The sequence below is a fragment of the Actinoplanes sp. CA-131856 genome, from assembly GCF_050956135.1.
Lineage (GTDB): Bacteria > Actinomycetota > Actinomycetes > Mycobacteriales > Micromonosporaceae > Actinoplanes.
In genome coordinates, this window is the sequence record NZ_CP191849.1 from 7,976,386 (window position 1) to 7,991,325 (window position 14,940).

A 14,940-nucleotide genomic window follows, 5' to 3' on the forward strand; every position below is an offset into this window, starting at 1 on the left:
AATCGGTAATCCCCACCGTTCCGCCACGGCTGGACAAGCCCACACTGCGCAGCCGGGTCCCGTGCGCGTCTGGTGGCGAGCCCCGGCCTTCGGTCGACAAGCAACCGCTACAAAAAGACAAGCCCGCTTGACTTCTCCACGTCGGCGGAGCCGCCCAGTTCCGCCCGAATCAGTAATCCCCACCGCTCCGCTACGACCGAACAAGGCCACACGGCGCAGCCGGGTCCCGCACGGCTGACGGCGAGCCCCGACCTTCGGTTGACAAGCAACCGCTACAAAAAGACAAGCCCGCTTGACTTCTCCACGTCGACGGGGCCGCCCAGTTCCGCCCGAATCAGTAATCCCCACCGCTCCGCTACGACCGAACAAGGCCACACAGCGCAGCCGGGTCCCGCGCGGCTGACGGCGAGCCCCAGCCTTCGGTTGACAAGCAAGCACTACAAAAAGACAAGCCCGCTTGACTTCTCCACGTCGACGGGGCCGCCCAGTTCCGCCCGAATCGGCCTAACTCCTTTCCGGTCAGACCCGGGAGCGGGGGGAAGGGCGGCCCGAGAGCGGGGCGGGAAGGCGGCCCGAGGGCGGGGCGGGAAAGGCGGCCCCAGAGCGAGACCAGGAGGGCGGCCCGAAAGCGGGGCGGCCCGAAAGCGGGGCGGCCCCAAACGGAAGCGGCCAACGCACGGCTCAGGACGCGGCGGACAACGGAGCGCGGGGAAAGGCGCGAAAGTGAAGCGGAGAGAGCGCGAGGGAGGGAGACACCCGGGGAGGGGACACGGGCGGGTGACGAGGGTGTCCCGATGGGCGGGAAAGTCGATAAAGTCCACCGAATTAGTGGACAAGGTGGGGGATCGTTTCGGAGACTCGTCCGATGGATCTCACGCTCGCTCTGGCCGGGCTCGGCGTTGGTGTCGTCGTCGGGCTCACCGGGATGGGTGGCGGGGCTCTGATGACGCCGATCCTCGTGCTCGTGTTCGGGGTTCCGCCGGTGGCTGCCGTCTCCAGTGATCTCGCGGCCAGCGCCGTGATGAAACCGTTCGGCGGGGCCGTGCACGCCCGCCGCGGGACCGTCAACTGGGCGCTCGTTCGGTGGCTTTGTGTCGGTAGCGTGCCGGCCGCCTTCGCCGGGGTGCTGCTTCTCCGGCTGCTCGGCGATGACGAAACCGTGCAGCGGGCCATCCGGATCGCTCTCGGGGTGGCCCTTCTGCTCGCCGCGGGCGGGCTTCTGCTGAAGTCGTGGGCCGCCCGGCGGCGCGGGGACGACGGGGTGGCCGAGCCGATCACGGTCAAGCCGCTGCCTACGGCGCTGCTCGGGGCCGCGGGTGGGCTCGTGGTCGGTCTGACCTCGGTCGGCTCGGGGTCGCTGATCATCGTGGCCCTGTTGGCCATGTATCCCACGTTGCGCGCCAACGACCTCGTCGGTACCGATCTGGTGCAGGCGATTCCCCTGGTCACCTCGGCCGCGCTCGGGCACGCGCTCTTCGGCGACCTTCAGCTCGACCTGGCCGGCGCCGTGCTGCTCGGCTCGATCCCGGGTGTGCTCATCGGGTCGCGCATCTCGTCGCGGGCGCCGGCCGGGCTCGTGCGGGCCGCGCTGGTCATCGTGCTTCTGGCCAGCGCGCTCAAGCTCTTCGACCTTCCCACGGCCGCGGTCGGCGCCGCCTCGGCGGTGGCCGTCCTGGTGGCCGTCGTCCTGGGCTTGTGGCGGCGCCGGGCGGGCGCCGAAGGTCACGGTGGGCGCAAGCGGCGCGGGACGGCTCACTTCGGGACGATCGTGGCCGAACAGATGAGGGATGAACGTTCGGCAGAAGCTGCAGGGGTGCTTCCTTGCCGTGGCCGCTCTGGTGGCCGCGATGGTGGGCTTCGTGCTGCACGCGGACGCGGAGTCGACGCGCAAAGCCGCGGTCAGTGAGGCCGAGCAGGTCGCGCGGGGCGTGGCCAAGGACATCGCCTACGGGCTGACCGCCGAGATGGCGCCGCTCTACGAGCAGCCGGAGATGCTGGCCGCCTACATCGCGCGGCTGCACGAGCTCCAGGCCCGCGACATCGTCGTGGTCGACACCGGCCGGCGGATCCTGGCCGACGCCTGGCCGGCCAACGTGGGCGGGACCTACGACGGCGATCCGGGCGGCGAGATCGCCCGGACCATCGCCGACCACCGGGCGCGCGCCTTCATGGAGACGGGCCGGGTCCGGCAGGTGGTGGTGCCGATCATCGACGACGAGGACGTCACGCTGGGCGCCGTCGTGCTGGAGTACACGCCGCTCTACGAGCAGATGAAGGCCGCCACCGCCTACACCGAGCAGCTCATCGTCGTCGCGGGCGCCGTCTGCATCGGGCTCATCCTGCTGCTCGGCATCCTGACCGGTGAGTCGATCACCCGCCGGATCCACCGGCTGACCCGGGCCGTCGAGCGGATCCGCGACGGCGACTACGTGCAGCGGGTGGACGTCGGGCGGCGTGACGAGATCTCCCGGCTCGGCGACGCCTTCAACGACATGGCCGAACGTCTCGAGCGGTCGGCGCGCGAGATCCTCGCCAAGGAGTACACCGACAGCATCCTGGCCAACGCCGGTGAGGGCATCTGCGGTCTCGACGCCAACAACCGGATCACCTTCGCCAACGAGGCGGCCGGGCGGATCACCGGTTTCGGCGTCGACGGTCTCCTCCAGAAGGACGCGTCCACGCTGCTCCCGCGGCAGGGAGGCGAGGCGACGCTGCTGCGGCCGGACGGCACTTCCGTCCGGGTCGCCTACACGGTCAGCCCGATCGCCAAGGGCGGCGGCGCCGTCATCGTGCTGCGCGACGTCAGCCGGCAGCGCCGCCTCGAGCACGATCTGCGCCATCAGGCCCTGCACGACGCCCTGACCGGCCTGCCCAACCGCAAGCTCTTCCACGACCGGCTGGAGCTGGCTCTGCGAAAGGCCGACGTCGCGGTCCTCTATCTCGACCTCGACGGCTTCAAACGGGTCAACGACAGCCTCGGCCACAATGCCGGAGACCTTCTCCTGCGTACGGCGGCGGAGCGCTTGATCGCGGTACTACGCCCCACCGACGTTCTCGCGCGGCTCGGCGGCGACGAGTTCGCCGTCCTGCTGGAGAACGCCGGCCAGGACACGGCCGAGCGCCTCGCCGGGGCGTGTGTCGAAACGCTGGGCAACCCGCTGCTCCTGCACGGCCGGGAGGCCACCGTGTCGGTGAGCGTGGGCGTGGTGCCGGACGCGGGCCGCTACGCCGGCGCCGACGAGGTGCTGCGCAACGCCGACGTGGCCATGTACGCGGCCAAGGCCGAGGGCAAGGCCTGCTACCGCGTGTTCGAGACGCGCATGCACGAGCAGCTGCTGGACCGGATCGACAGCGAGGCCCGCCTGCGCGACGCCGTCCACCGCGGCGAGCTCCGGGTCGACCTCCAGCCGGTGATGGAGCTGCCGGAGCGGCGGCTCATCGGGGTGGAGGCGCTGGTGCGCTGGAACGATCCCGAGCGCGGCCTCCAGCCGCCGGGGTCGTTCATCCCGATGGCCGAGGAGACCGGCATGGTCACCGAGATCGACCGGTGGATGCTCAACGAGGCCTGCCGGCTGGTCAAGCGGTGGCAGGACGCCGAGCCGGACACGGCGCCGGGCTGGGTCAGCGTCAACCTGTCGGCGGCCGACCTCGAGGTGGCCGATCTGACCGACCGGGTCGCCCACGCCTTGAGCAGTACGGGATTGTCGCCGCACCGCCTGGTGCTGGAGCTCACCGAGACCGTGCTGATGCGCAACGTCGCGGTCACCGTGGGCCGCATCGAGGAGCTGCGCGAGCTGGGCGTGCGCATCGCGATCGACGACTTCGGCACGGGTTACTCGTCGCTGGGTTATCTGCGCGACATCCCGGTCGACGTGCTGAAGATGGACCGCTCGTTCATCACCGGCCTGGTCGGCAACGCCCGTCAGCAGGAGCTGGTCAGCGCCATCCTGCAGCTGGGGCACACCCTCGGCCTGCGGGTGGTGGCCGAGGGTGTGGAGACCGGCGACCAGCTCGACCTGCTCGTCGCCATGGAGTGCCGGTACGCCCAGGGCTACTTCCTGGGCGTACCGGCTCCGGCCGATCAGCTCATCAACGCTGTACGAACACCGCAGTCGTCCGCGCGGGGACGGTGAAAGTCCCCGTCGCTTGGGAGAAGGCGGCTGTACGGACGAGCGGGTCGGCTGAATTGCGCTGCACCGGGTGCAGGGCGACCGTCGTGCCGGCCAAGGCCGGAACGGTCTGGGTGGTAGCCGCCGAGGTGCCGTTGAAGACGACGGTCACCGACTTCCACTGGCGGTCGAGACCCCGTCCGTCCAGGGTCATCGTGATGACCCCCGGGGTCTCGGCCGCGCCGGAGAGCGGGAACGACAGTCGCTTCTGCACCTCGGCGGCGGTCGGCAGGCCGAAGACCGGAGTGGAGCCGCGGATAAGAAGTAGCTCCTTGTACCGGGCGTCGGCCAGATTGACGGCCTCGCATGAAGGCACGAGCGCGGCCGAAGCCAACAAAGGCCGGGCGTAGTCCCATTTATCGGAATTGTCGGCAGCGGGCGGCAATCCGCGGCCGAAGCCGTTGCCCTGCGAGCAGTCCCAGATGATCTGGTTGAACCAGTCACCCGAGTTGTACGAGTTGCGGTCGAGCGACTTCGACCGCAACCGCTCGCTGCCGAGCGCGAAGAAGCCCACCCCCTGTCCCAGAGCCGTGGTGGACAAGGCCACCGACTGGAGCCGGGCGCGATCCACCGCCGAGGTGGAAGAGGGCAACTTGTAGGCGAGGGCGTCGTACAGCACCTCGTTGTCGTGAGCGTCGACATAGGTGATGGCCTCGCCCGGCGCGGCGTTGTAGCCGGCCGGCGAGCCGTTGTAGTCGACCTGCGACCCGGTGACCGTGGCCCCGTTGGACGCCACGAACCGGTAGGACGCCAGGTTGCCGCTCAGCCCCACCTTGATGAGGTCCTGGTAGTGCGGCAGCCGGGTGGCCGCGTCCGCGTTCACGGCGTCGCCGTTCGGTGCCGACAGCAGCCCCGACCCGAAGCCCTGCACGCGCGGGTTGGCGTCGAACGGCCCGCCACCCCGGACGGCGTCGCGGAGCCGGTCGTTGAACGTCCCGATCCCGGTGCCGGCCATGTTGGCCTGGGTCGCCTGCTCGAACCGCGCGTCACCCGCGACCTCGCCGAAGTCCCAGCCCTCGCCGTACACATAGATGTTCTTGCCGTCGACACCGTCCTTGGCCACCGTCAGCTTGTCGAGGGCGGCCCGCACGGCCAGGATGTTGGCCTTCGGGTGGTGGCCCATCAGATCGAAGCGGAAACCGTCGACCTTGTACGCCTTGGCCCAGGTCACGATCGAGTCGACGACCAGTTTGCCCATCATCGTGTTCTCCGGCGCCGTGTTGGCGCAGCAGGTGGAGTTCGCGACCGTCCCGTCGGCCAGCAACCGCTGGTAGTAGCCGGGCACGATCTGGTCGAGCACCGAGTGCGGATCGGTGCCGGCGGCCGACGTGTGGTTGTAGACGACGTCCATCACCACGCGCAGCCCGGCCTTGTTGACGCCGCCGACCATCTCGCGGAACTCGCGGGTGCGCTGCGCCGGGTCGACCGCGTAGCCGCCCTCGGGCACCGTGTAGTGCAGCGGGTCGTAACCCCAGTTGTAGCCGTCGGTGGCGGCCACCGCCGCCACACATTCCTGCTGTTGCGCAGAATCCGGCGGGAGCGCGGCCAGGTCGCAGTCGGGCTGCTTCTGGTCGGCCCGGTTCTCGGGAATTGTCGCGAAATCGAAGACCGGCAGCAGATGCAGGTGGGTGACCCCGGCCGCCGCGAGCGACGACAACTGCTTCATCCCCGCCGACGAGGAACCGGTAAATGCCCGATATGTTCCGCGCGCGGCCGCCGGCACCGAGGAGTCGGCGATCGAGAAATCCCGAACCGACGCCTCGGCGATCTGGATCTTGGCGGCCGGGACAGCGGCCGGCTTACGCAGCGACGACCAACCGGCGGGCGCGGCCGACGGATCGGACAGGTCGACGATCCGGCTCAACCGGGAGTCGGTGGAGAGGCCGAGACTGTATGGATCGGTGACCGCTGCGGTGACCACTCTCTGCGCCGCCGGCTGCCACGCCGTCACCGAATACTTGTAGTACTTGCCTTTCCACGACGACGGCCCGCGAACGGACCACACGCCCGTACGGTCGTCCCGCTTCATGGCCACCGTGGACGGAGCGGTGCTCGTGGTGTCGTACAGCAGAAGCGAGACCTTCTGCGCGGTCGGCGCCCACACCGACAGCGTCGTGCCCACCGGGCCCAGCGAGGCCGAGGCGGCCGCCGCGTAGACGTCGTCGAGCACACCGGCCGTCTGCACGCCCGTGGCCGCGAGCAGCTTGCCGGCCGCGTCCCGCTCGGTGATCGTGACCTGCCCGCGCAGGATCTCCTGGAGATCAAGGCCCGGCGGGAGCCGGAAAGCGCCGTACTGCCACAGATGAGGGAACTTGGTCCGCTGCGCTTCGGTCAGCCCGTCCCGCCCCACGCTGAGCCGCGCCGAGGAGGAACCGTGGACCAGGTCGTACACCTTGCCGTCGGTGTCGCCGCCCGGCTGCCAGGCCACCGTGGTCCGGTCGATCCAGACGGCCGACGACTTGGTCGTGTCGACCACTCCCCCGGCGCCCACTTTCTTCACCACCGGCACGATCCGCGGTGAGACGCCGGCCAGCAGCCAGATCTCGCGGCCGCCCTCGGCGAACGTGAGCCTCTGGTCGTCGGGCAGATCCTTGGTGTCGCCCTTGTGAATGATGTAGTTCAGCGCGGTGGCCCCGGCCGCCAGCGGCACCCGGAAGGTGACCCCGAAGGCGTCGGTGGCCGCCGGTTGCAGCGGCGCGGCCCAGTCGGTCGGCGTGGCCGCGCCGTCCCAGACGTGCAGGCCCCAGCCGTCGTAGTTCCCGTCGGCGCGGCGGTAGTGGATGACCGCCGTGTTCTGGTCCTGCGGCGGGTCCGGCTCGCCGGTCGCCGCCTGTCGTGACGGATGGACCGTGGCGTCGCCCTGTTTCAGCCACACCTCGGGTGTCGCCGACGGGTCGATGAAGCGGTCGGCGTCGACGTCCTTCACCCCGTCCTTACTCACCACGATGAAGCCCATGTTCTTGGCGTTCGGGGTCAACTTCACATAGGCGAAGCGGCCGTACGAGTCCTCGCCCGCGAACGGCTGCCCGGCCGGCCACGTCGTCGTCATCGACGGATCGACGTCACCGAAGACGTACAGCCCCTGATCGTCGTAGCCGCCGGCCGGCCGCTGGTAGTGCACGATCGCGTAGTCGGGGCTGGTCGCCACCTCGGGCGTGCCGACCTTGGTGCTACTGGTCGTGGAGGCCAGGCGCCCCTTGCCGTCGCGCACGACGGCCTTGTACTTCACCGGCGTTCCCCCGGCCAGGCCGGTGAGGTCGTGGTAGACGGTGTACGGGGCCCGGGTCGCCGTGCCGACCGGCTTCCAGGGCCCGTCGCCCACCTGCGCGGCGAACGTGACGGTGGACAGCGGATCGCCGGTCACCGTCGCGGTCAGCTCGGTGCGGGCCGGCACGAGATCGGGCGTGTTCAGCGAGACGGCCGGCGCGGCCGCCGGCACCGCGATCGGCGTGCCGGCCCGCAGAGCCACCGACGACAGCGCCGGCACGGTGATGGTGAGCTTGCCGTCGGACGCCGCGGTGGTCACCACGTTCGTGCCGTAGACGCCGCGGAAGGTCCTGCCTGCCGACCACGTGTCGAAGGTGACGGTCTGCGGGGTGGTGGCGCTGTTGGACGCGATGACGTATTCGTGGCGCTGCTTGGGATCGACGCGGGAGGCCGCGAAGACGCCGGCGCCCTCCGCGGCGTACCGCGTCACCTGAACGCCGTCGCGCAGCGCCGGATGTGCCTTGCGGAGGGCGCCCAGCGCGGCGATGGTGCGGTACAACGGATGCGCGGTGTTGTAGTTGTCCACCGCGTGCGTGCGGTCGGTGCCGATCAGGTCGTCGTCGAGGTAGTCGGCCGTCTTCGACGCGAACAGGTCCTGGCGCGCGTCCTTGTCGCCGCCCGGCCCGGTGAAGCCCTGCTCGTCGCCGGAGTAGACGACCGGCTGCCCGCGGGTCAGGAACATCAGCTCGTGGGCCAGCTGGTCGCGCCGCAGCTTCGCGGCGTCGTCCCCGCCGGCGGCGGCGATGAACGAGCCGATCCGGCCCATGTCGTGGTTGCCGAGGAAGGTCGGCAGGGCCGCGGCCGAGGTGTCGCGCGCGGTGTAGAGGTCGTCCTTCGCATAAAGGTCGGCCAGCGCCTGGGCCGAGCCGTTGCCGGCCACGAAACCCTGTGCGGCGGCCTGGAAGGAGAAGTCGAGGGTGGCCGGGAGCCCTCCCTGGCGTACGTAGGTCGACTCGATCTCCTGATCGGCGCTGTAGACCTCGCCGAACATGAAGAAGTCCTTCTTGCCCGCGGCCTTTCGAATGCCGGCGGCGAACTGCGGCCAGAAGTCGAGGTTCACGTGCTTGACGGTGTCGAGCCGGTAGCCGTCGATGCCGGCGTAGCCGATCCAGTGGGCGTAGATGTCGGTGAGGCCGCGCACCACGTCCGGGCGCTCGGTCCACAGGTCGTCCAGGCCGAAGAAGTCGCCGTACTCGCTGTTCTCACCGGCGAAAGTGGAGTTGCCGCGGTTGTGGTACATCGTCGGGTCGTTCAGCCACGCCGGAACCTTGACGTTCCGATCATTGGGGGCCACCACCGGCGTATAGGGAAATGAGTCCTTCGAAACCCGCGGGAAGCCGTTCTGCGAGTCGGCATAGTTGCGGTCCTCGAACGCACGGCCCTGCGAGTCCTCGTACGGGCTCGTGGTCTTGTCGATGTAGTCGTATTTCTCCTCGGCGTACTTGATGACGTCGGCCGTGTGGTTGGTGATGATGTCGAGGTAGACCTTCAAGCCGCGCTGGTGGGCCAGCCGGACCAGCTTGCGCAGCTCCTCGTTGGTGCCGAAGTGCGGGTCGACCTGGGTGAAGTCGGTGATCCAGTAACCGTGGTAGCCGGCCGAGATGTCGCTGCCGCTGCCCTGCACCGGCCGGTTCTTGAAGACCGGGGCCAGCCAGATCGCCGTGGTGCCCAGGCCCTGGATGTAGTCCAGCTTGTCGATGACGCCGGCCAGGTCGCCGCCGTGGTAGAAGCCCTTGTCGGTGGTGTCCAGGCCGGTCTTCAGCCGGTCGCCGGACAGGCCGCCCTTGTCGTTGGCGGTGGAGCCGTTGGCGAAACGGTCGGGCAGCACGAAGTAGTACTGCTCGCCCGGGTTCACCGTGTCGGCGCCCCATTGGGCTATCAAGGAATCGGCCGGTGCGGCCTTTGCTGGCGTCGCTATCAGGAACGGAACGAGAAGCGAGAGTACGGCGGCGAACAGCCCCCGGCGCTTTGAGACCACTACGTCTCCTTCAACTGCGGACGGACCAGACCTGGACGGTCGGGCCATAGCCATCGATGACGGTGGAACCATCGGGTTCGGTGTACAGCGGCCGCGCGCCGCCGTAAAGGTTCTCGGAGGTGGCGCCGGGCGGCAGGCCGGCCAGCGTGAACGGCTGACCGGCCGACCGGCGGGCCAGGACGAGCAGGCTCTGCTCGGCGCTCTCGCGCAGGAACATGAGGCTGTCGCCGTCCGCGTGCACCCAGCGCAGACCGCCCCGGCGCAGGGCCGGCGACGACCGGCGCAGCGCGATCAGGTCGCGGTAGAAGCCCAGAACCGGGGCGTCCCAGCGCATCGGCACGCGCGCCTGCTCGTTGTCGGCGCCGGTCAGCCCGAGCTCGTCGCCGGCGAAGAGCATGGGCGTGCCGGGCAGGGTGAAGAGCAGACCGGCGGCCACCTCCTGCCGCTCGGCCGAGCCGACCACCGTGCGGATGCGGGCCGTGTCGTGCGAGCCGAGCAGCTGCCACGACGTCGTCCACGAGCGCCACGACATCTGGGCCGCGAAGGCCGACATGGTCGCGGCCACCGAGGCCGCGTCGGCCCGTGGCACCTCCACCGGCACGCCCAGGAAGCTGTCGAACGGCAGGTCGTCGGCGCGCAGCCAGCTCCACACCGGACGGGTGAAGCCGGAGTAGTTCATCGTGCCGTGCCAGCCGTCGCGGTCGAGGTCGCTGGAGGCGTCATGGTTGTGCTCGGCGATGAGCAGGCCGTCCGGGTGCACGTCGTGCATGGCCTGCCGGAGCAGGGCCGCGACCTCGTGGGTGAAGTCGTCGGCGCCGAGCCGGGCCGTCATGTTGGCCACGTCGATCCGCCAGCCGTCGAGCGCGTACGGCTCGGACAGCCAGTGCCGCACGATCCGCGCGAAGCGGCGCCGGAGCTCGTCGCTGCCCCAGTTCAGCTTGGGCAGGGTCGGCTCGCCGCGCCACGACTCGTAACCGCCGTCCGGGCGTACGTAATAAAGCTCTTTCTCCTGCGGGAACCACTCGTGGGCGTCGCCGGTGTGGTTGGTGGTCAGGTCACCGAGCAGCCGGACGCCGCGCTCGCGGGCCGCCGCGGAGAGCCGCTCGAGCGCCCGATCGCCGCCCAGCAGCGGATCGACGTGGTCGAAGGTGGTCGCGTCGTAACGGTGATTGGAGCGGGCCGGGAAGAACGGCGTCAGGTAGATGGTGTTGGCGCCGAGGCCGGTGATGTGGTCGAGGTGCTCACGAATGCCGTCCAGGTCGCCGCCGTAGATCGTGCGCAGCGCGTCCGGGCCGCGGACCACTGGATCGTTCCAGTCGGCGCCGACGGCCCAGTCCGGAAGCTCGCGCTTGGCGGAAAGGGCGAACCGGTCGGGAAAGATCTGGTAGACCACGGCATCGCGCGACCACGATGGCGGCGGCGGGTAGGCGACCACCCGGAAGTCGGTCGCGTCGGGGACGTCATGCGTGGTCAGGCCCATCCCGGTCAGCCACCGCATGCCCCGCGTGGTGCCGAGCAGGAAGCGGTACGCGGTGACGGGATTGTGCACCGGCAGGTCGGCCCGCCACCACGTGTCGCCGCCCGGGCCGCGCCGGTCGACGACGGCCGACGTGAAGACGGGCTCGCCGTCGCGGACCCAGCGCATGTGCACGCGCGACACCCCGGTGCCGCGCGGCACCCGCACGAAGACGCTGACCGTGTCGCCGAGTGCGGGCGCCGGATCGCTCACGTACAGCTCGCTGCCGTCGTGGTGGGGCCTCATCATCCCTTGACCGCCCCCGCGGTCAGCCCGTCGGTGATGTAGCGCTGCAACAGCTGGAAGACGAGCACGGTCGGGATCGCGGTGAGCAGGGTGCCGGCGCAGAACATGCCGAAGTTGGCGTCCCGCTCCCCCGCGACCAGGCCCCACAGCCCGATCGAGAGCGTCTTGGCCCCGGTGTCGGTCAGGAAGACGTTGGCGATGAGGAACTCGTTGATGGTGCCGATGAAGGCGAGCAGCCCGGTCACCGCGAGGATCGGCGCCACCAGCGGCAGCAGGATCCGGAAGAACACCTGCGGATGGCTGGCCCCGTCGATGGTGGCCGACTCGTCGAGCTCACGCGGGACGGTGTCGAAGAAGCCCTTCATGAGCCAGGTGTTCACGCCCAAGGCCCCGCCCAGATAGAGCAGGATCAGGCCCCACCAGGTGTTGAAGCCGATCGCCGGCCAGTAGTCGGTGATCGTCGAGAACATCAGGAAGATGGCCACGATCGCCAGGAACTGCGGGAACATCTGGATCAGCAGCAGCGACAACAGCCCGACCCGGCGTCCCCGGAAACGGCGGCGGCTGAAGGCGTACGCGGCCAGCGCGCTCAGGAAGACCGAGGCGGCCGAGGCGGTGGCCGCGATGACCACCGAGTTGAGGAACCAGCTGCCGAACGCGGTGTCGCCGAGCAGCCGGGTGAAGTTGCCGAACGAGGCCCCGCTCGGCACGAGCTGCGACGACGAGAGCGTGCCGAGCGGGTTGAGCGCGGCCGACACGACGAAGACGATCGGCACCATCGCGAAGACCAGCATGAGGATCGCCACCCCGTGCCGCCAGCCCACCTGCTTGAACCACTTCACGAGTAGACCTCCTCCTGGCGCCGGGTGCGCCGGAAGCTGACCGCCGAGACGACCGCGACGATGAGGAAGATGAATATCGATATGGCGGCCGCAAAGCCATACTGGGCGCCCGCGCCGCCGAACGCCAGCCGGTACGTGTAGGTGATCAGCAGGTCGGTGGCGCCGTTGGCCGGGTTGTCGGCCGGGAAGGGCGCGCCCTCGGTGGTCAGGTAGATCGCGTTGAAGTTGTTGAAGTTGAACGCGAACGACGAGATCAGCAGCGGGGTGAGGGCGACCATCAGCAGCGGCAGCGTGATCTTGCGGAACGCCGACCAGGGCCCGGCTCCGTCGATCCGCGACGCCTCGGTGAGCTCGCCCGGAATGGCCTGGAGGGCGCCGGTGGCGACCAGGAACATGTACGGATAGCCCAGCCACAGCTGCACGAGGATCACCGCGAACCGGGCCGATGCCGATCCGCCGAACCAGTCCACGTCGGCGCCGAAGAGGTTGTTGATCAGGCCGAAGTCGGTGTTGAACATGTCCCGCCAGACCAGCAGCATCGCGAACGACGGCATGGCGTACGGGAGGATCAGCAGCACCCGGTAGAACGTGCGGCCACGCACCCGCTTGGAGTGCAACGCGATCGCGCACAGCAACCCGAGCACGAAGGTTCCGCCGGTGGACGCGATGGCAAAAGCGAAGTTCCAGACGAGAGTACGAAGGAACGGCCCGGAGATCGCGGGATCGGTGAGCACCCGGGTGAAGTTGCTGAAGCCGACCGTCACCTTCCAGCCCTGGGCCAGCCGCTCGCCGTCGCCGGCCACGAACAGGCCGAGGCCCTCGTCGGCCCGCCACGACTTGCCGGTGGCCGTGTCCCGGACGCAGTCGCACGACGCGTCGTAGATTCGGCCGGCCTTTCCCTCGTACGCCCGGGAGAGCCCCGACGAGCGGATGGCGCCGCCCGCGGTGGGCACGGCCAGGGCGGTGATCTCCTTGCTGCGCAGGCCGGCCTGGCCGGCGTTGAGGATGGTGTAACCGCCGGCCGCGGTGACCCGGCCGGCGCTGGTGACGGTGGCCTCGATCGGGGTGAGGCCGTTCGCGTCACCGGCGGAGACCTGTTTCGTGGCCGGGTCGGTGATCAGGAAGACGAGGGGCCCGGTGGCTGCGTCGCCGGTGGTCGCGACCGTCAGGACGTACTGGAGGGAACCCGGCACCTGGGTGACCGACGCGGTCTGAATGGCCACGACGGCCTCGGCCTTGCTGCCGCGATGGCCGTCGCCGAAGTTGGTGAAGGCGGTGCTCGCGGTGTAGAGGACCGGGAAGATCTGGAAGGCGATCAGCAGGATGGTGCCGGGGGCCAGATATTTCGCGGGGATGTGGCGTGGGGTCAGGTAGAGGTAGAGCAAGGCCGCGGTCGTCGCGGTCAGGATGGCCAGGCCGGTCCACGCCTTGTTGTCGATGAGCGGGAAGGCGGCCCAGATCGCGATCGCGGTGGTGAATCCCAGCAAGATGATCTTGATGAACGGCCGTGGTTTTGTTTCCTCGGCGGGACGGGCCTGCTCGTCGATGGCGGGCCCGTCGAGCTGCATGACCATTTACTTGATCGCTGCTTCGATCGTCTTGCCGGCGCTGGTGATCGTCTTGGTCGGGTCGGCGCCGCCGACCACGGCGGCCTCGGCCTTGCCGAACGGGTCCCAGATCGCGGCCATCTCGGGGATCGCCGGCAGCGGGATGCCGTTCTTGCCGGCGTCGACGAACTTCTGCAGGTCGGCGTCGCTGCCCTTGACCTGGTCGAAGGCGGCGGTCAGGGCCGGCGGCCGGGGCTCGGCCTGATAGAGCGCGACGGCCAGCTCGGGCGTGGTCACGTAGTTGGTGACGAACTCCTGGGCCAGGGCCTTGTTCTTGCCCTTCGAGGCGACGTAGAAGGTCTGGACGCCGAGGAACGGCTGGGCCGGCCTGCCACCCGCGAACCCGGGGACCGGGCTGATGTCGTACTTGATGTTGGCCTTCTTGACGTCGGTGACCGCCCAGGGGCCGGAGATCAGATAGGCGCACTTCTTCGAGGTGAAGGTGGCGATCGAGTTCTCGGGGGTGATGGAGCGCTTGAGGGCGCCGCTGCCCTTCTCACCGAGCGCGGCGATCTTCTTGAAGGCGGCCACCGACTCGGGCTTGCCGACGCCGAGGTCCTTGGGGTCGTAATCGCCGTTGGCGGTCGTGCCGAACAGATAGCCGCCGGCGCTCGAGTACAGCGGGTACAGGTGATAGGCGTCGCCGTTCTGGCCGACCTGCACGCAGAGCTTCTCGGTGGCCTTCGTCTTCGTGGCCACCAGCTCCTCGATGGTGGCGGGCGCCTTCGGGGCCAGATCCGTGTTGCGGATGAGGGCGAGATTCTCCATGGCGTACGGCACGCCGTAGGTCTGCCCGTTGAAGGTGACCGCCTTGAGGGCGTTCGGCGCCAGGCCGGCGGTCTGGTCGGCCGCCAGCTGCACGGGGTCGATGGCGCCGTTCTGCACGAGGTTGCCGATCCAGTCGTGCGCGCCGACCATCACGTCCGGGCCGCTGCCCTGCTGGGAGGCGGTGACGAAGGTGGTCTGCTGGTCCTTGGAGATGGCCTGGACCTTGACGGTCACGCCGTTCTCGGCGCCGAACTTGTCGGCGAAGGGCTTGAGGGCGGCCGAGCGCTTGTCGTCGGCCCAGATGATCAGCTCCGACGTGGCGGCGTCGGCTCCCGCCCCCGCCGACGGCTTGGTGGCGCCGGCGTCCTTGCTGTCGCCGCCGCAGCCCGTCAGCAGGAACGCACAGGTCATGGTGGCGGCTACACCCACTGCACGGATGCGCATGGTGGTCTCCCCTTTGAAGGATCTTGCGTCAACTGCAAGCCGACATCGCAAGGGCTTGCAGGGATGTTGATCGTCAGATACGAATAAGCACAGCTCACGCCGG

At 69.4% G+C, this 14,940-nt stretch carries 7 protein-coding genes; 2 read left to right on the top strand and 5 right to left on the bottom strand.

Annotation, left to right across the window (positions count from 1 at the left end):
• The first annotated feature begins 865 nt into the window (after window positions 1-865).
• Together ACQP2X_RS36510 and ACQP2X_RS36515 are read left to right on the top strand one after the other, a co-directional pair.
• Window positions 866-1,906 (top strand): sulfite exporter TauE/SafE family protein, encoded by a 1,041-nt coding sequence (locus tag ACQP2X_RS36510; protein ID WP_498689761.1) that lies wholly within the window; start codon window positions 866-868, stop codon window positions 1,904-1,906.
• Window positions 1,827-4,133, top strand: a complete 2,307-nt coding sequence (locus ACQP2X_RS36515) for a putative bifunctional diguanylate cyclase/phosphodiesterase (protein ID WP_498689763.1) — start codon at window positions 1,827-1,829, stop codon at window positions 4,131-4,133. The genes ACQP2X_RS36510 and ACQP2X_RS36515 overlap by 80 nt, the downstream gene beginning before the upstream one ends.
• Here the strand turns inward: ACQP2X_RS36515 and pulA are convergent.
• Genes pulA through ACQP2X_RS36540 form a run of 5 tightly spaced genes read right to left on the bottom strand, consistent with a single transcriptional unit; the run spans window position 4,090 to window position 14,837 of the window.
• Window positions 4,090-9,414, bottom strand: a complete 5,325-nt coding sequence (pulA, locus tag ACQP2X_RS36520) for a pullulanase-type alpha-1,6-glucosidase (RefSeq protein WP_498689765.1) — start codon at window positions 9,412-9,414, stop codon at window positions 4,090-4,092. The two genes, ACQP2X_RS36515 and pulA, sit on opposite strands and share 44 nt — an antisense overlap.
• A gap of 10 nt (window positions 9,415-9,424) precedes the next feature.
• Window positions 9,425-11,179 carry a glycoside hydrolase family 13 protein gene (locus ACQP2X_RS36525; RefSeq protein ID WP_498689767.1) on the bottom strand — a complete coding sequence of 585 codons (1,755 nt, stop codon included), beginning with the start codon at window positions 11,177-11,179 and terminating at the stop codon, window positions 9,425-9,427.
• Window positions 11,176-11,970 carry a sugar ABC transporter permease gene (locus tag ACQP2X_RS36530; protein WP_498701121.1) on the bottom strand — a complete coding sequence of 265 codons (795 nt, stop codon included), beginning with the start codon at window positions 11,968-11,970 and terminating at the stop codon, window positions 11,176-11,178. Before ACQP2X_RS36530 ends, ACQP2X_RS36525 begins: the two co-directional genes overlap by 4 nt.
• A 44-nt stretch (window positions 11,971-12,014) precedes the next feature.
• Window positions 12,015-13,592 carry an ABC transporter permease subunit gene (locus ACQP2X_RS36535; RefSeq protein ID WP_498689769.1) on the bottom strand — a complete coding sequence of 526 codons (1,578 nt, stop codon included), beginning with the start codon at window positions 13,590-13,592 and terminating at the stop codon, window positions 12,015-12,017.
• Entirely contained in the window at window positions 13,593-14,837 is a 1,245-nt protein-coding gene (locus ACQP2X_RS36540; RefSeq protein ID WP_498689770.1) for a sugar ABC transporter substrate-binding protein, read from the bottom strand.
• Between the last annotated feature and the right edge of the window lie 103 nt (window positions 14,838-14,940).

Excerpts from the sequence above, each read along its gene's own strand:
- ACQP2X_RS36510 (WP_498689761.1), top strand. The coding sequence starts at position 866 with ATGGATCTCACGCTCGCTCTGGCCGGGCTCGGCGTTGGTGTCGTCGTC.
- ACQP2X_RS36525 (WP_498689767.1), bottom strand. The coding sequence starts at position 11,179 with ATGATGAGGCCCCACCACGACGGCAGCGAGCTGTACGTGAGCGATCCG.
- ACQP2X_RS36530 (WP_498701121.1), bottom strand. The coding sequence starts at position 11,970 with ATGCTGGTCTTCGCGATGGTGCCGATCGTCTTCGTCGTGTCGGCCGCG.
- ACQP2X_RS36540 (WP_498689770.1), bottom strand. The coding sequence starts at position 14,837 with ATGCGCATCCGTGCAGTGGGTGTAGCCGCCACCATGACCTGTGCGTTC.
- ACQP2X_RS36535 (WP_498689769.1), bottom strand. The coding sequence starts at position 13,592 with ATGGTCATGCAGCTCGACGGGCCCGCCATCGACGAGCAGGCCCGTCCC.